The following is a 16,401-nucleotide window of genomic DNA, read 5'->3' on the forward strand; positions in this document are numbered from 1 at the left end:
GGCGGCGGCGGGGTCAGGCGGCCTTGGTGACCACGGTCTCGAGGCGGCCGCGGTCGTCGCCGCCGTCGCGGAACGACGTCGTGACGGCGGCGCGGCCCTCGAGCAGCACCTCGAGGTCGTGCACCTCGGAGGGGTTCCAGATGACGGTGTGGCCGTCGCGCTGCTCGATGTTCCACTGGTGCATGCCGAGGTAGTTCTGGAAGACGCCCTCGTTGACGTAGTGGTTGAGCAGCACGGCGCCGCCGGGCTTGACGACCCGCAGCATGCCCTCGAGCGCGGCGATCGGGTCGTAGTGGTGGTCGAGGGCGTTGCCGCAGTGCACCAGGTCGAAGGTGTCCTCGCCGAAGGTCTCAGCCAGCTGCTCGCCGTGGGCCGCGACCGTCCGGACCGGCGGGGTGACGCCGGCGTCGGCCAGGATCGCGTCGTAGTCGTCGGCCAGCGCGTCGCAGGCGGTGATCTCCAGGGCCCGGCGGGGGTGCACCTTGCCGAGCGGGGTCAGCGGGCCGGCGCCGACGTCGAGCAGGGTCACCGGCTCGCGGTCGGCGGGCAGGCGGTCGACGGCCTCGACGACGAAGGTGTCCTCGAGGGGCTGGGCGGGGTCGAGGAGGCCGCGCTCGTGGGCGTCGCGCAGCCACTGCTGGTCCCAGTGCGCCGACTCCCACGTCGCCCCGTCGGCCCAGACCTCGGTGGCCGAGCGGCGCTTGTTGCGGTGGGCGTAGAAGCGTCCGACCGCCGGCTGGACCACCCGGCGGACCGTGGGTTGCCGACCGACGCGGCGAGCGAGCTGGTGGAGGTTCTGCTTGGCGCTGGGCACCCCACCACCGTAGGTGACGGGTGAGCCCCGGGCGCCCCCGCGGGCGGCATCTTGCGGACACCTAGAGTGTTGGTCGTGCCCGACCTCGCCGGCCCGGAGCCCGACGTCTGGGACGCCCTCGCGCTGCGTGCCCGCAACCTCTTCTCGACCCACGCCTGGGCCGCCACCTGGTGGGAGTCGTACGGCGACGGGGCGCGGCCGCAGGTCGTGGTCGACGACCCGGCGCGGCCCCGGGTGGTGCTGCCGCTGTGCACCCGCGGCCGGGTGCTGCGCCAGACCCGCTGGATCGGCCACGGCCCGGCCGACCTGCTCGGCCCGGTCTGCGACCCCGCCGACGAGCCCCTGGCCGCCGACCTGCTCGCCCGCACGCTGGCCGACCGGGGCCTGCGCTCCGACGTGGTGCTGCTCGAGGACTGCGCCGACCGCGCGTCGTGGTGGGCCGAGGCCGCGCCGCGCACGGTCCGCACCGAGACCAGCCCCGTGCTGCGGCTGCCCGCCGGCGCGACCTGGGAGCAGTGGCTGGCCGGCAAGAGCCGCAACTTCCGCAGCCAGGTCTCGCGCAAGCCCAACGGCCTGCGCCGCGACCACGAGGTCGACGTCCGCCTGGCCACGGGCGAGACCCTCGAGGCCGACCTCGCCGCGCTCTTCGAGCTGCACGCCGCGCGCTGGGACCGCGACAGCGTGCTCCTCGACCCGCGCCAGCGCCGCTTCACCGAGGCCTTCGCCCGGGTGGCGCTCGACCGGGGCTGGCTGCGGCTGTGGACCCTCGACGTCGACGGCCGCCCGGCGGCCTCGGCGCTGACCTACCGCTTCGGCGACGACGTCTACCTCTACCAGCTCGGCCGCGACCCGGGGCTGGAGCGCGCGTCGGTCGGGTTCGTCCTGCTCGTCCACCTGGTGCGCGACGCGTTCGCGACCGGCGCCGTGGAGTTCCGGTTCCTGCGCGGCGACGAGGACTACAAGTCCCGCTTCGCCGACGGCGACGACCCGGTGCGCACCCTCGCGCTCCCGCGCACGCTGCGGGGCCGCGCGGCCACCGCGGTCGCCGTGCGCCGCCGGCAGCGGGCCGCCGCGGCGGCGAGCGCCGGGGAGTGAGGGCTCAGGCCCGCGCCCGCGCGGCCAGCCGGACGACGACGGCGTACTGCTCAGGGGCGGCCTTGCGCACCAGCGCCAGCCACACGCCGAGGTAGACGACGCCACCGACGGCGATCTCCAGCAGCAGCGGGAACGGCGAGGCCCACAGCGCCCCCAGCAGCAGCACGGCCGCGATCGCGGCCCAGGCCAGCGGTGTCAGCAGGGCCGGCCGCTCGCCCCGCAGCACCATCGCCACGACGAGGATCGCCGCCTGCACGGCGTAGGAGACGGTGGTGGCCACGGCCGCCCCGACCACGCCGTGCGGCGGGATGAGGACGAGGTTGAGGACCAGGTTGCCGCCGAGGGCGACGGCGGCGGCGAGCAGCAGCTCGCGCGAGCGGCGCACCGCGAGCAGGGCGGAGCCGGCGAAGGTGGCCACGGCGATGAACAGCGGCGCCGGGGACAGCACGGCCAGCACGGTCGAGCCGTCCTCGGCGTACGTCGCCCCGAAGAGGAGCTCGAGCACGGCCCGGCCCTCGACCACGCAGACCACGACGAAGGGCAGGTAGGCGAAGGCGGCCACGGCCAGGGCACGCTCGAACCCGACGCGGCGGGTCTCCTGGCTGGCGTCGGCGCTCATCACCGGCAGCACCGCGTAGTTGATGGCGTAGGTGACGAAGAGGACCGTCTCGAGCACCCGGTAGGCGACGGAGTAGACCGCGACGGCCTCGGCGCCCTCGAGCGCGCCGAGGATGAGGACGTCGACGCGCATGAGCAGCATCAGCACCAGGCCGCTCAGGCCCAGGACGAAGGTGCCGTGCATCGCGCCCGCCATGTCGCGGCGGCTCAACGAGCGCATCGGGGCGTCGACCCCGAGGCGGCGCAGCGCGACCACGTGGGCGAGGTAGCCGGCGAAGGTGCCGACCAGGAAGCCGACGGCCACCGACACCGCGCTCGGGTCGACCACGAGCGCCACCAGCACCGCGACCGCGGTGGCCAGGCGCTGCAGGACCAGCGCGACGGAGATGCCGCCGGAGACCTGGCGCGCCGCGGCCGTGGACCGGATGGTCGCGCTCCACTGCTCGGGGAACCCGGCCAGCAGCATGCAGCCCAGCACCACCCACGACCCGACCGAGGGCGACCCGGCCATCACGATGCCCGCGACCAGGAAGACCGGGGCCGCGACCGCGGTCTTCCACGCCTGCGTCGCGCGGTGCAGGCCGGGGAGCGCGCCGGGGTCGGCGGCGCCGTTGCGGGTCAGGCCCGAGTCGAAGCCCCACGACGCGAGCGCGCTCAGCACGAGCATCACCGTGAGGGCGTAGGAGACGGTGCCGAACTCCTCGGTGGGCAGGATGCGGGCCGCGGCGATCGTCCAGGCCAGGGTCGCGACCTTGCCGGCGATCTCGGAGATCGCCCGGACCGCGGCGTTGCGGGCGGCGCGGTGGGTGACCTCGCCGACCTCGTGCTGGACCTCAGCCACGGTCGGCCTGCCGCTCGCGGAGGCGGGCGAGCACGCCGCGGGCGCACCCGACGGCCTTGGAGACGTCCTTGAGGGCGACGACGACCGGCACCAGCGGCCAGGCGCCGGGGGTCACGTCGAGGTGGCGTCCGCGCACCGCCGGCAGCCCGACGTACGACGCCGCGGCGAGCGCGACCAGGGCGCGGGTGCGGGGGCCGCCGGCCAGGGCGAGGGCGGGGCCGACGAGGTAGGCGCCCCCGCGCACGGCGTCGCGGCCGACGAGCGCGGGGGAGCCGGCGCGGCCGCCCCACTCGCCGTAGGTGGCGTACATGCGGGCCATGTCGCGCAGCCGCCCGGTCTGCTCCCAGACGACCTCGGCGTCGAGGGCGAGGACGCTGGTGCCGCCGACGCGGCGCACGGCCTCGCCGAAGACGGCGTCCTCGGAGCTGCGCAGGGCCACGTCGAAGCCGCCGGCGCTGCGCCAGGCCGCGACCGTGCAGGCCATCGAGCGGCCGTCGAGGCGGTCGGCGGAGAAGGCGCGACCGGTGAGCTTCTGGGCCAGCAGCACCGCCGGGCTGCGGCGGCGGGCCTCGGCGACCGAGGGGAACAGCGCGACGCGGGCGGCGTCGCGGACCGGGTCGCCGGCGTCGACGTCGTACACGCCGACGACGAGGTCGACGGGGTCGGGCTCGGCGAAGGGGGCGCGCAGCGCGGCCAGCCAGGTGGGGGCGGGCTCGCAGCCGGCGTCGGTGCAGGCGACGTGGGCGTGGCGGGCCTGGGCGAAGCCGTGGTTGCGCGCAGCCGAGAGGTTGATCGCGGGGCCGCTCAGGCGACGGACCCGGTGGTCGCGGGCGGCCCAGGCGGCGATCTCCTCGGGGGTGCCGTCGGTCGAGCCGTCGTCGAGGAGGAGGTACTCGTCGTCGGGCCCGAGCTGGGGCAGCACGCGGGACACGACGGCGTCGACGTGCCCCTCCTCGTTGCGCAGGCAGGTCAGCACGGTCATCGGCGGGCCGGCCAGGCCCGCACCGGGCCGGCCGGCCTCGCGGGCGAGGACGGCGACGACGCGGTCGGCCCAGGACGCGGTGTCGTGGTGCCCGGCGACCACGCGGCGGCCGGCGGTGCCGCAGGCGGCCGCGACCCGGGGGTCGAGGAGCTCGCCGACGGCGCGGGCCACGGCGGCGGGGTCGTCGGTCGGGACGACCCGGCCCGCCTCGCGCGCCATCCGCTCGACCTCGGGGTTGCCCTCGGAGCCGATGAGGGGGGTTCCGGCGGCCAGTGCCTCGAGGGCGACGAGGGAGTAGCCCTCGCGCCCGAAATCGCCGCTGCGCCGGGTGAGCACCGCGACCGCGTCGAAGGCGGCAAGGTGGCGACCGGCGTCGGGCACCGGGTCGAGCAGGACGAGCCGGTCGGCGACCCCGGCCTCCGCAGCGAGCGCGGCGAGCCGAGCCCGCTCCTCGGGCTCGGTGGGGTCGTCGGGGCCGACGACGACGACCCGCCACGGCACGTCGGGGCCACCGGCCTCGGCCAGGGCCCGCACGGCGGTGTCGATGCCCTTGTAGCCGACCAGCCGTCCGAGCAGGGCGACGGTCGGCACGTCGGCGGCGGGCAGGCCGTGCTCGCGCCAGAAGGCCCTGGCCGCGTCGCGGCCGGTCGGCTCGTGGGCCGGCCGCGGGGGTGCGACGAGCTCGACGTCGTCGCGCCCGGTGGCTTCGGCCACCGCGGCCGACAGGGCCAGCACCCGGTCGGCCAGGCGACCCAGCGGCCGCGCCAGCCGGCGGTCGAAGGAGTAGTCGTGCTTGGCCCACACCACCGGTACGCCGACCAGGCGAGCCGCGGGGACGGCCGCGGCCGCCGCCTTGACCCCGTTGGCCAGGACGACCTCGGCCCCGCTCGCCCGCAGGCGGCGCGCCAGGCCGAGGCCCCGGGCCGCGACGGCCCGTCCGCTGGAACCTGTGGGCAGGACCCGGACGGGCACGCCGGCGTGCTCGAGCGCGGCGCGGAACGGGCCGTCGTCGAGCAGCCACACCTCCGGCGCCAGGCGGTCGGTGGTGGTGAGCAGGTCGAGGAGCCAGCGCTCGGAGCCGCCCAGGGTGGCCGACGCGGACACGGCGACGACCCTCAGGGGCTGGAGCGGGGCGAGCCGCGCGGTCACGCGTCGGCCTCCTGTCGGTGACGGGCCGCCCCGGCCAGGGCGGCCGCGAGCAGGCTGAGGACGAGCCAGGTGGTGGTCAGGGCGGTGGGGTTGCGCAGCGGGTAGTCGAAGAAGCCGTGGCCGAGCACGACGACGAGGGCGGCGGTGAGCACGCGCGGCAGCGGGTCGGACGTCGCGGTCGTGCGGGTGCGCACCAGCGCCGCGAGGCCGGCCACCAGGCACAGCAGCGCGGCCAGGCCGGGCAGGCCGTGCTCGACGGCGACGTTGAGCAGCAGGTTGTGGGCGTGCTCGACCTCGAGGAAGGTGCCGTCGGGCAGGGCGCCCTCGGCCGCGGCGGCGGTGTAGCCGCCCGGCCCCTGGCCGAGCACCGGGGACTCCTGGATGAGCCGGAAGGCCTGGCCCCAGATGATCGGGCGCTGGTCGTAGGGGTTGTCGCCCGTGGTGGCCAGCGAGCCCAGGCGGCCGACGACCTCGGCCGCGGGACCGACCCCGACCAGGCCGAGCAGGCCGACGACCGCGGCCACCACGGCTGTCGCCCGTCCGAGGGGACGCCGGGCCCGGGGCACCAGGACGGCCAGCGCCACCAGCCCGACCACCGCCCCGACCCAGGCGCCGCGCGAGAGCGAGAGGCCGAGGGCGCCGAGCAGGAGCAGCGCGGCGACGGCACCACCGCGGCGTACGGCGGGTCGGTCGGCGGTGAGGGCGACGCCGGTGGCCAGCACGGCGAGCACCGCGGAGACGATGCCGAGCTCGTTGGGCTGGGCGAAGATGCCGAGGGCGCGGCCGGTGACGACCGAGCCGCCGTAGTAGGTCTCGGTGGGTCCGGCGTCGAGGAGCGCCGTGGCGGCGATGACCCCGCCGGCGGCGACCAGCGACACGGTGACCGTGCGCAGCTGGGCGGGCGTGCGCACGGCGGTGGTGGTGGCGCAGGTGAGCAGCACCAGCAGCACCAGCTGGACGTCGAGCCGGAACGCGACCTCGGCCTCGGGGGCCCGGGTCGTGCCGGCCAGGGCCAGCACGACGAACGCGGCCAGGGGCCCGGCCACCGGCCACGGCGGGAGCCGCAGGTCGAGCCGCAGGGCGGCCGGCACGAGCACCGCGACCGCGGCCAGCAGCGTGACGAGCTGCACCAGCTCGACGGGGCCGGCCTCGACCTGGCCGAGGGGGAGCGACAGCGCGCCCAGGGCCACGACGAGGTGGGGGGCACGGCGCGCCACGAGCACCAGCGCCACGAGGACGACGGGAGCCACGACCGCGGCCGGCCCGGCCGTCGTCCCGGCCGTGGTGGTGACGACGCCGACGCCGCACCCGACGACCACCGCCACCGCGGCGGTGACGACGGCGCTGGGACGCCGCGGCGGGCGCGCGCGGACGCCGGGCGGCGGAGGGGCGGTGAGGACCGGGGCCGTGGGCGCAGGGGTCCGGGCGCGCAGCAGGGCCGTGGTGGTCACCGGGTCGGGTCGGGTCATCGAGACCGGTCGGAGGAGCGGGTCGCCACGGCACGGACGTGGCGACGGACGGCGGGCATGCGGTCCAGGGCGGTCCACCACTTGCGGTAGTGGGGCAGCTGGACCTTGATCCGGAAGGAGGTGAGGGTGTCGGTGGCGTTGACGTCGACCCGGCTCACGGCGAGGCGACCGTGGTCGTCGAAGACCGAGAAGGCGACGTCGAACCCCGCCCGGGCGACCTCGGACCGGGCGGCCGGGTCGTGGGCGCCGAACGGGTAGGCGAAGGAGCGCAGCGGCGACCCGACGAGGTCGGCCAGCCGGTCGTGGGCGCCGACGACCTGGTGGGTCAGGTCGAGCGCCGAGCGGCCACGCATGTCGGTGTGGTCGGCGCCGTGGACGCCGAGCTCGACGTCGGTGCTCGTGTGCAGGTGCACGAGGGCGTCGGCGTCGAGCAGGCGCTCGTCCTTCGGCCGGGCCAGCCAGTGCGCGCTGTCGCCGACCAGGTGGGAGGGCACGTAGAGCACCGCGGGCACCCGCAGTCGCTCGAGCACGGGCAGCGCGAGGTCGAGCACCGAGGTGTAGCCGTCGTCGATGGTGACCAGGAAGGAGGGCCGGCCGGGGGCGCCGTGGCGGACGGCGCGCAGGTAGCCGTCGAGGTCGAGGGGCTGCCAGCCGCGGGAGAGCAGCCAGGACAGCTGGCGCTCGAGCTCGTCGACGCACACGAACAGGTTCTCCGGGTCGTCGGTCCGCCGCTCCCGGGTGAAGCCGTGGTACATCAGCACCAGGGGCGGGCGGCCGGCGCGGACCGGCGCGGGGCCGGGCCCGCGCTCAGGCACGGTGGGGACCCGCGCCGGTGGCCGGGGCCTCGGCCTGGTCGCGGGAGGCGGCGTTGAGGACGAGGCCGCGCACCGGCACGCCGAGGCGGTCGAGCCGGGCGACGGTGCGCTCGAGGGCCTCGAGGGAGGAGCCGCGACGCACGACCACGACCGCCGACGCGGCGTGGGCGGTCACCAGCTCGGAGCTCTCGCCGGCGGCGAGCGGGGTGGTGTCGCACAGCACGACCTGCCAGCGGTCCTCGGCCTGCTTGAGGACCTCGGGGAGCCGGCGGTCGACCACGTCGTCGGGGGTCTCCTCGGGGCGGGCGGCGAGCACGCTCACCGGGCCCTCCTGCACGACGGCCTCGGCGAGCGTGGTGCGCTCGGCCAGCACGTCGTCGAGCACGAGGTCGGCGTCGACCTCCATGAGCGAGGTCAGGTGGGCGGCGTCGAGGTCGAGGTCGAGGACCAGCGTCGACTCGCCCCGGTCGCCCATGGTGCGGGCCATGAGGAAGGTCGCGGTGGTCGCCCCGGCCCCGACCTCGGTGCCGACGACGGCGACCGGGCCCGGCGGGACCGAGCCGGCCGAGGTCGTCCAGCCGCTGCGCAGGGTGCGGGCGGCCTGCAGGATCTCGCGGTCGTCGGCCAGGCGGCGCCGTGGCCAGGGGCCCACGAAAGGCGGCAGGTTGCCGAGCACGGGGGCGCCGGCGACCGCCGCGGCGTCGCCGCCGGTGGCGACCGACGGGCGGCGCAGCTCGAGGGCGCAGGCGGCACCCACGGCCGCGAGCGCCGCGGCGAGCAGGAGCGCGAGCTCGAGGAGGCGGGGCGAGGCCAGCGGGCCGGCGGGCTCGAGACGGGCGGTGGAGAGGACCTCGGTGTCGGAGAGCGGGTCGTCCTCGCCGAGCTGGACCGCGGTCTGCGCGGTCGCGGCGCACAGCGCGAGGGCCGACTCCCCGTTGGGGAGCGAGACCCGGATGGTGAGGGTGCCGGCGTCGGCGTCGACGGCCACCGAGGTCGCCCCGCGCACGGTGTCGCGCGTGAGGCCGGTGGTCTCGGCGAGCGCGGCCACGGTCTCGGTCGAGGTGAGCGAGACGGCGTAGCGGCCGAGGGCGAGGCGCACGCCGTCGGCGCTCACGGTGTCGGCGGACTCGGGGACGGCGCCGACGACGCTCGTCGCGTCGGACGGGACGGGCCGGGTCTCGACGGCGGCGACGCCGACCAGCGCGGCCGGGACGAAGATCCCCACGACGACGAGCCACCGGAAGGCCAGGGCGTTGCGGAGCACGGCCAGCGCGCTGCGGGCGGGGCGCTCACCGGTGCTGCTGGGGTGGCCGGCCACGGGTCAGAACCGCCCGTACAGGTCGCGGAAGGCCTGCAGCAGGGGCCGGGCCGTGAGGTCGCGCCGCAGCATGGCGTAGCCCTCCTGGTGGGGGTCGGTGCTGTCGGAGTTGGCCACGTCCTTGTACCAGAAGGCGGCCTCGACGTAGGGGAACTCCTGGCCCATCAGGCGGAGCGCCTCTGCGGCGTAGCGGGCCTGCTCGGCCTCGCTCACGCCACGCTCCCAGGGCTCGGCACCCGGCGGGTCCTCGTGCACGCTCCAGCCGAACTCGGTGATCCAGACCGGGACGTCGTCGCCCTGGGAGAGCATCAGGGAGCGGAGCTCGTCGAGGTGCCCGAGGCTCCACTCGGAGCCGTCGTCCTCGGCGTCGGGCGGGGCGTCGGCCGGGGTCTGGTAGGAGTGCACGGCCATCACGTCGAAGCAGCCGGCGACCCCGGCGTGGTAGGCCTGCCGGAGCCACTCGACGTCGTTGAACATCAGGCCGCCGAAGACGACCTGGGCCTCGGGGTCGGCCCGGTGCACGGCCGGGTAGGCCTGGCACAGCATGTCGGCGTACTGCTGGGGGTCGGTGCCGCGGTAGAAGTGGTCGAGGTTGGGCTCGTTCCAGACCTCCCACGCGTCGACCTCGCCGGCCCAGCGCTCGGCAGCCCAGCCGATGGCCTGGGCGTAGTCGGCGGGGTCGGTGGGCGGGTAGAACTGCGCGATGTCGGTCTCGGCCAGCGGCCCCGGCGCCGAGGTGGCCCACGTGGGGGACAACCAGAACATGCCGAGGACCTTGAGGCCGTTGGACCGCAGCTCGTCGATCACCCGGTCGACCTTGGGCACGCCCCAGGCCTGGCCGTAGCGACCGGGCTGCGGCTGGATCATCGGCCAGCCGATGTCGAGGCGGACCCAGGTGCTGCCGGACTCCACGATCTTGGCGATCACCGCCCGGCGCTTGGCGTCGTCGTAGTGCGACCACGTGCCGTGGAACTGGATGCCCAGGGCCGGCAGGTCGGCGGGGTCGGGCACCGCGTCGGGCTGCTGCTCGAGCGCGGGGGCCAGCATCGGGCCGGAGTCGGCCGAGGTGGCTGCGCCCATGCCCGGCTGGGCCTGCACCAGGACGAGCGCGGAGACGAGCGCCACGGCGGCCGCGACGACCGCGGCGACCACGGCCAACCCACGCCTGTCCCCCATGAGGGGCGAGACTACCGGCGGCGCGCCGGTGGGCGGGCTTCTTGAGGGTTCCTTGGGGACATCGAGAGGGCCCCCACGGGGTGGCAGGAAAAGGCATCCCGATGACCCCTGTGGACAGTTGGCGGGAGCGCTCGCCGTGCGCTGGATCCGGCCCTTACCGTGGAGGCGCGACCACCCCCCAGCACCCCGGTCGGCCTCCCCCCGCGTCCACGACCCGCAGCACCGTCCCACACCCGTCTCGAGGCCCCATGTCCGACCCGACCGATCGGCTCTCTGCTCCGGAGCGCGCCGGAGCGTCCGTGCTGCACGAGGCGCTCGAGATGCGCCAGGCGGTCGAGCGCGAGCTGGCCGAGGCCGCCGAGGTGCGCACCGCCGCGCTCACCGAGGCCACGCAGCTGCTCGAGCAGGCCCGCCTCGCCGCCGCCGGTGAGCAGGAGGAAGCGCGGGAGGAGGCCCGCCGGACCATCGAGCAGGCCCGCGAGCAGGCCCTCGGCATCGTCGCCCAGGCCCGCGAGGAGGCCTCGCAGCTCCTCGCCGACGCCCACGCCGACGCCGCCGAGTTCGAGGCCTGGGCCCGCCGGGAGGCGCAGGCCGACATCCACCGCGACCTGGCCGACATCCGCCAGAAGGTCGCCGAGCGGCGCCACGAGGTCGGCTCCGGCCTCGAGGCCCTGCGCGAGGCCACCGAGCGCACGATGGCCGCGCTCGAGGGGTCGGCCCGGCTCGCCGCGGCGCTGGACGACGCGACCCCCGGCGCCGACGTCCCCGCTGGCGGGCCGGCCACCGGGCCGCTCGCCGACCTCCTCCGCTCCCCGGAGAACACCGCCGACCGCCGGCCCCCGCGCGGCCCGGTCATCAGCCTCGTCCCGCCCCCCGCGGACCACGACCCCGACGACCCCGACGACCACGCGGGCACCGACGACCTCGACCGCGAGGTCGAGCCGGCCGAGGGCATCGTCGTCGAGGTCGAGGACTACTCCTTCCTCGACGACCTGGCCGACCTCGAGGAGCTGGCCGGCGGGGGGCCCCTCGAGGTCGCCGATGCCGAGCCCGACGACGCCGAGCTCGACATGCCTGATGGGCCCGACGGGCCCGGTGGGGCCGGCGGGCCCGGCCCGGGTGACCCGGTCGTCCCCGACGACGGCGAGCCGTCGTACGACGACGGGCCGGGTGCCGTGGCCGACGTGCCCGACGTGCCCGACGTGCCCGACGTGGGCGACGCGGCCGACGACGGCTCGCGGCCGCTGGGGTGGCTCTTCCGCTCGCCGTCCTCCTCGAGCTCCTAGGCCCGTCGGTGCACACCCGCGCGGACGCGCCGGGGCGAGGTGTCCTAGGGCGTGCCCGTCGAGCCCGTCGAGCCCGTCGCGGTCTCGCGGTCGCAGCCCACGGCGGCGTTGGCGTCGCCGCCCACGTCGGTCTCCGACTGCGCGAGGACGGTGGTGCTGCGGACGGTGCTGCCGGCCGGCAGGGGCGTCCAGGCCTGCAGGTCGACCCGGCGGGGCGGGCCGGGCACGAAGCAGGTCCAGGTGCCGGAGACCACCGTCGCCAGGCGCCCGTCGGGTCCGTCGACCACGGCCTGCACGACCGCCACGTCGACGGGCACGCCGTGGGTCGTGACGTCGGTCTGGACCACGGAGCCCCACGCGTTGGGCACGAGCCCGACCGGGGTCGCCGTGGCCGTGCCGCTCCCGCTGCTGCCGGCGTCGCCCCAGCGCTGGTCGCGGTAGACGACCTGCAGGTCGACGACGGCCGCCTCGGCCGCGTCGGCGGCGTAGAACGAGAAGCCGAAGGTCGCGCCCGGCGGCACCCCGACCACCGCGCAGCACCCGCCCGCGACGGTGGTCGGGCCGGCGGACCCGTCGGCGGTGCTGAGCGTGACCACGGCATCGGCCCGGCGCAGCACCCGGTCGGCGTCGTTGCGCACCAGCACCGAGACCAGCCCGTCGACCTGGCCCCACTCGACCGTCTCGAGCAGCCCCTCGGTCTCGGCCCGCTGGTCGGCGTACGACTCGTCCACGGCGCCGTCGAGCTGGTCGCGCACCTGGGCGCAGCCGCCGGTGGCGAGCACGGTGGCCAGGGCGGTGACGAGGGCGGCGACCGGGGTGACCGCGGTGCGCGCGGTCGTCGGGCGGCGCCCGTGGCGCATCGCGTCCCCCTGGTGGTCCGTGGCCCGCACGCGCGGGCGGCCCGCTCAGGCTACCCCGCGGGCCGACGGCCGTGAGGGGTCCGACCGCGCCCACGACGACCTCGCTGCTGCACGGCGAGCTGCCGGTGCCGCCGCGGAGCCGCCCGGTGCTGCCGCCGACGCTGCCGCCCGCCCGCGCCCCGGTCGTCCTCGGTGTCCTGGCGGCGGCCCTCGCCGGGCTCGCCGCGGGCTGGGCGCCCGCGACGACCGGGCTGCTCCTGGTGGTCCTCGTGGTCGGCGGTGCACTCCTGCTGCGGCTGGAGTGGGCGGTCCCGGTGGCCGTCGCCGCCCTCGTCCTGCACGAGCACCTGGCGGTGCTCTCGCCCCGCCTGGTGCCCGCCGTCGTGGCCGTGCTCGTCGGGTCCTGGCTGGTCCGGCGGGGCTGGCGGGGCTGGGGCGGTCGCCCCGGGCGCCTGCCGGTCTCGCGCAGCCCCGTGCTCGTCGCTGCCGCCGTCCTCGTGCTGGTGGTGCTGATGACCGCGGTCCTCGACCCGCGCGGGACCGCGCTGTCGGACGCACCGGTGCGCTCCCTCGGCCTCGTCGCCGTCCTCGTCGTGCTCGTCGACGCGATGCGCCAGGACCTGCCCGCCCGCCGGGTCGCCGACGTGTACGTCGCCGCGTGCGTCGTGGCCTGCCCGCCGGCGCTGGCCGCCGTCGCGCTCGGCGACGCCGGCCGGGCCGCCGGGCCCGCCGGCGAGCCCGAGGACCTCGCGCTCGTCCTGCTCGCTGCCGTCCCGCTGGCCGTCGCGCTGCGGGAGGGGGCGCGGCGCGCCTGGGTCCACGACGTGGCCGCGGTCCTGCTCGTGGTCACCCTGGCCCTCACGCAGTCGACGGGAGCCGTGCTCGGGCTGGCCGTCGCCGTGGTCCTCGCCGCGGTGCTGCGCCCGTGGCCCTGGCGGGTGCTGCTCGGCGGCGCCGTGCTCGTGGCCGCCGTGGCCACCGCGGTCCTCGGGCCGGCGCCGGGCACGCTGGTGGCCGCGGTCGTCGACACCGTGACCGACGGGGCCGGCAGCACCTACCGCGCGGTCGCCGCCGAGCTCGGTGTCGCCGGGCTCGTGGCCTGGCTGGCCCTCCTCGCCGCGGCGCTGTGGTCGGCGGCCGCGGCTCACCGTCGCGACCGCGACCCGCTCGCGAGCGGGGTCCTGCTGGGTGGGACCGCCCTCGTCGTGGCCTCGGTCGGCACGGCCCAGGCGCTCGCCCTGCCCTGGTGGCTGGTCGCGGCCCTCGCCGCGGTCGCGCTGCAGCCCGGGAGGGCCACCCGCCCCGACCGGTGACCGGTCGCCGCGCCGGTGGCCGGAGGCGGGCTCAAGATCGCCTCAAGGGCGGCTCAAGGGTCCCCGAGGATGCCGGCCGAGGGGGCGACGTACCCCTGGCGGCGCCCTACTATGCAAGTGGGTCCGGTCCCTGTCGGCCGGTCCCTGATCTGGGGGGATCACACATGCAGCCGCAGGACCTGGTCGGCGCGCTCTGGCGCCAGCGCTGGTTGGTCCTTGCCGTCTTCGTGGTCACCGGCCTCGCCGTCGTCGTCGGCGTCCAGCTCGCCCCCAAGACCTACACCGCGACCACCGTCGTGTCGGCCACGGTCGACCCGGAGGCCCCGGCCGTCGACGAGGGCGAGCTGACGGCCCTGCGAGGCACGCTCGCCGCGCTGGCCGACTCCCCCGAGGTGGTCCGAGCCGTCCAGCCCGAGATCGACGCCGACCGCTCGCTCACCGACCTGCGGCGCAGCATCGAGGGCCGTCCGGTCGACGGGACCGTCCTGGTCGAGGTCCGGGCCCGCGACCGGGACCCGGTCGTGGCCGCCGAGATCGCCGACGCCGCGGCGGCGAGGCTGCCGTTCAGCGGCCCCGTCGACGGCACGTTCGTGGTCACCGTGACCACCCCCGCGCAGCCCCCGGCGACGTACTCCTCGCCCGACCTGCTCCTCGCGGGCGGGGCCGGCCTGCTCGTGGCCGTGGTGGTCTCGTGCGCCGCGGCGCTGACGCGCGACCGGCGGCGCTCGACGGTCGACCGGGGCCGGGTGGCCGAGGAGGCCGCCCACGCCCCGCTGCTGGCCCACGTGGCCCCGCCGCGCGACCTGACCACCCTGCCGGCGCTCTACCCGGGCACCGCGGCCGCCGACGTGTTCCGGCACCTCCGCCTGGCCCTGGAGGCCGAGGCCAGCACCGAGCCCGTCGACGTCGTCGTCGTCGCCGGCATCGGCGGAGGAGAGATCAACGTCTGGCTCGGGGCCAACCTGGCCATCTCGCTGGCCGGCGTCGGCCGCCGGGTCGTGCTCGTCGACGGCCGCCTCGACGGCCAGGGCGGGGGGCCCGACGACGACCCGCACGCGGTCGGGCTGCTCGAGGTGCTCGGCGGGGGCCTGTCCCTCGACGACGCGCTCGTCGCCGGCCCCGTCGACGGCCTCTCGGTCCTGCCCGCCGGCTCCGCCCACGTCCAGCCGCCCGAGGTGCTCATCGAGACCCGCTGGCCGGCCGTGCTCCAGCAGGCCCGCGACCGGGCCGACGTCGTCGTCGTCCTCGCCCCGCCGATGGACGACAGCGACGACGCCCGCGTCATGGCCGCCGGGGGCGCCCTGCTCATGGCGGTGCCCGAGGGCACCGTCTCCGTCGCCGCCCTCCGGGTGCACAGCGAACGCGTGCGCTCGGTGGGGGCCCGACTGCTCGGCCTGGTCCTCGTGGGCCCGCGCGCCGAGCGCCTCGCGGCCTGAGGAGGGCCGACCGATGTCACCGACCGACGCCACCCGCCAGCCCTGGGAGCGGCCCACCACCGGGCGCATGCACGTCGTCCACGTGTCCCGCCCGACCTCCGAGGGCACCGCCGTGGTCGCGCTCGGCTACGTCCGCGAGCAGCTGGCCCGCGGCTGGGAGGTCACCGTGGCCTGCCCCACCGACGGCTGGCTGGGGTACGCCGCCCGCGAGGCCGGCGCGCGCGTGCGCTGGTGGGAGTCGGGTCGGGAGGCCCACAAGGGCGTCCTGCCCGAGGTGGCGGCCCTGCGCGCGATCCTGCGCGAGCGCCCCGTCGACGTGCTGCACCTGCACGCGGCCAAGGCCGGGCTCGTGGGACGGCTGGCCGACCGCGGCCGGCACCTGACCTTCTACCAGCCGCACGGCTGGTCGTTCCTGGCCGGCGAGGGCCGCTCCTCCGACCTCGCCGTGCGGTGGGAGCGCTTCGCCGCCCGCTGGACCGACTCGCTGGTCTGCGTCAGCGACGACGAGCAGGAGCTCGGCGCCCGCAAGGGCATCGACGCCCACAGCGTCGTGCTGCACAACGGCATCGACCTCTCGCAGTGGTCCGACGCGGCCTCGCGGGAGCGCTCCGTCGCCCGCCGCGAGCTCGGCCTCGGTGACGGGCCGGTCGCGGTCTGCGTGGGCCGCCTGGCCCCGCAGAAGGGCCAGCACGACCTGCTCGACGCGTGGCCCGCCGTGCGCGAGCGCGTCGTCGACGCCTCCCTGGTGCTGGTCGGCGACGGCCCCGACCGCGACGAGCTCGCCCGCCGCTCGGCCGACCTGCCCGGCGTGCGCCTGGTCGGGGCGCGCACCGACGTGCACCGCTGGATGGCCGCGGCCAACGTCGTGGTCGTCCCCTCACGCTGGGAGGGCATGGCCCTGGTGCCGCTGGAGGCGATGGCCTCGGCCCGCAGCGTGGTCGCCACTCGCGCCATCGGCATGGCCGAGACCGTGCCGGCCGGTGCCGGCGCGGTGGTCGACCAGGGTCACCAGGGTGCCCTGGTCGACGCCCTCATCCACCGTCTCGCGCACCCGCACGTGGCCGACGACGAGGGCGAGGTCGGACGCGACCACGTGGAGCGGAGCTTCGACTCCGCCGACGTCGCGGCGGAGCTGTCGCGGACCTACCTGCGTCGCCTGGCCCTGCGCCGACGCGGCTGACCTCGCCGCTGCTCCCGGCGCTCCCCGCCGTGCGGACCACCGCCACCGC

13 protein-coding genes are annotated in these 16,401 nt (G+C 77.1%); 5 read left to right on the forward strand and 8 right to left on the reverse strand.

Annotated features, from left to right (window positions below):
• Nucleotides 1-13: 13 nt before the first annotated feature.
• A complete protein-coding gene (locus tag FJQ57_RS22110) occupies nt 14-814 on the reverse strand; it encodes a class I SAM-dependent methyltransferase (RefSeq protein ID WP_170219197.1) in 801 nt (266 codons plus the stop codon).
• A gap of 75 nt (nt 815-889) precedes the next feature.
• On the opposite strand from FJQ57_RS22110, the gene FJQ57_RS00215 reads away from it, so the two are divergent.
• Nucleotides 890-1,909, forward strand: coding sequence for a GNAT family N-acetyltransferase (locus FJQ57_RS00215; protein ID WP_170219198.1), 1,020 nt, complete (start codon nt 890-892; stop codon nt 1,907-1,909).
• Nucleotides 1,910-1,913: 4 nt separating this feature from the next.
• Here the strand turns inward: FJQ57_RS00215 and FJQ57_RS00220 are convergent, their stop codons facing one another.
• From FJQ57_RS00220 to FJQ57_RS00245, 6 genes are read right to left on the reverse strand one after another with little or no spacing between them, the layout of a single operon-like run.
• The gene (locus FJQ57_RS00220; protein ID WP_139977273.1) at nt 1,914-3,368 is read right to left on the reverse strand and encodes a flippase; all 1,455 of its coding nucleotides are present in this window, start codon (nt 3,366-3,368) and stop codon (nt 1,914-1,916) included.
• Complete coding sequence (locus FJQ57_RS00225; RefSeq protein ID WP_139977274.1) at nt 3,361-5,454, reverse strand: glycosyltransferase; 2,094 nt, start codon at nt 5,452-5,454, stop codon at nt 3,361-3,363. Before FJQ57_RS00225 ends, FJQ57_RS00220 begins: the two co-directional genes overlap by 8 nt.
• A gap of 41 nt (nt 5,455-5,495) precedes the next feature.
• Nucleotides 5,496-6,968, reverse strand: a complete 1,473-nt coding sequence (locus FJQ57_RS00230) for an O-antigen ligase family protein (protein ID WP_139977275.1) — start codon at nt 6,966-6,968, stop codon at nt 5,496-5,498.
• Complete coding sequence (locus FJQ57_RS00235) at nt 6,965-7,783, reverse strand: polysaccharide deacetylase family protein (protein ID WP_139977276.1); 819 nt, start codon at nt 7,781-7,783, stop codon at nt 6,965-6,967. The genes FJQ57_RS00230 and FJQ57_RS00235 overlap by 4 nt, the downstream gene beginning before the upstream one ends.
• Entirely contained in the window at nt 7,776-9,101 is a 1,326-nt protein-coding gene (locus FJQ57_RS00240; RefSeq protein ID WP_139977277.1) for a P-loop NTPase family protein, read from the reverse strand. Before FJQ57_RS00240 ends, FJQ57_RS00235 begins: the two co-directional genes overlap by 8 nt.
• A gap of 3 nt (nt 9,102-9,104) precedes the next feature.
• A complete protein-coding gene (locus tag FJQ57_RS00245; RefSeq protein WP_139977278.1) occupies nt 9,105-10,277 on the reverse strand; it encodes a cellulase family glycosylhydrolase in 1,173 nt (390 codons plus the stop codon).
• A gap of 248 nt (nt 10,278-10,525) precedes the next feature.
• On the opposite strand from FJQ57_RS00245, the gene FJQ57_RS00250 reads away from it, so the two are divergent.
• A complete protein-coding gene (locus FJQ57_RS00250; protein ID WP_139977279.1) occupies nt 10,526-11,563 on the forward strand; it encodes an ATP synthase subunit B family protein in 1,038 nt (345 codons plus the stop codon).
• Between the two features lie 44 nt (nt 11,564-11,607).
• On the opposite strand, the gene FJQ57_RS00255 is transcribed toward FJQ57_RS00250, so the two are convergent.
• The gene (locus FJQ57_RS00255; protein WP_139977280.1) at nt 11,608-12,423 is read right to left on the reverse strand and encodes a hypothetical protein; all 816 of its coding nucleotides are present in this window, start codon (nt 12,421-12,423) and stop codon (nt 11,608-11,610) included.
• Between the two features lie 71 nt (nt 12,424-12,494).
• Between FJQ57_RS00255 and FJQ57_RS00260 the strand changes: the two genes are divergently transcribed.
• From FJQ57_RS00260 to FJQ57_RS00270, 3 genes are all read left to right on the forward strand, one after another.
• Complete coding sequence (locus FJQ57_RS00260; protein WP_139977281.1) at nt 12,495-13,736, forward strand: hypothetical protein; 1,242 nt, start codon at nt 12,495-12,497, stop codon at nt 13,734-13,736.
• Nucleotides 13,737-13,900: 164 nt separating this feature from the next.
• Nucleotides 13,901-15,172 (forward strand): Wzz/FepE/Etk N-terminal domain-containing protein, encoded by a 1,272-nt coding sequence (locus FJQ57_RS00265; protein ID WP_139977282.1) that lies wholly within the window; start codon nt 13,901-13,903, stop codon nt 15,170-15,172.
• A gap of 13 nt (nt 15,173-15,185) precedes the next feature.
• Nucleotides 15,186-16,352, forward strand: coding sequence for a glycosyltransferase (locus FJQ57_RS00270; RefSeq protein ID WP_139977283.1), 1,167 nt, complete (start codon nt 15,186-15,188; stop codon nt 16,350-16,352).
• Nucleotides 16,353-16,401: the final 49 nt, after the last annotated feature.

The organism is Nocardioides litoris (assembly GCF_006346315.1).
Classification (GTDB): domain Bacteria; phylum Actinomycetota; class Actinomycetes; order Propionibacteriales; family Nocardioidaceae; genus Nocardioides; species Nocardioides litoris.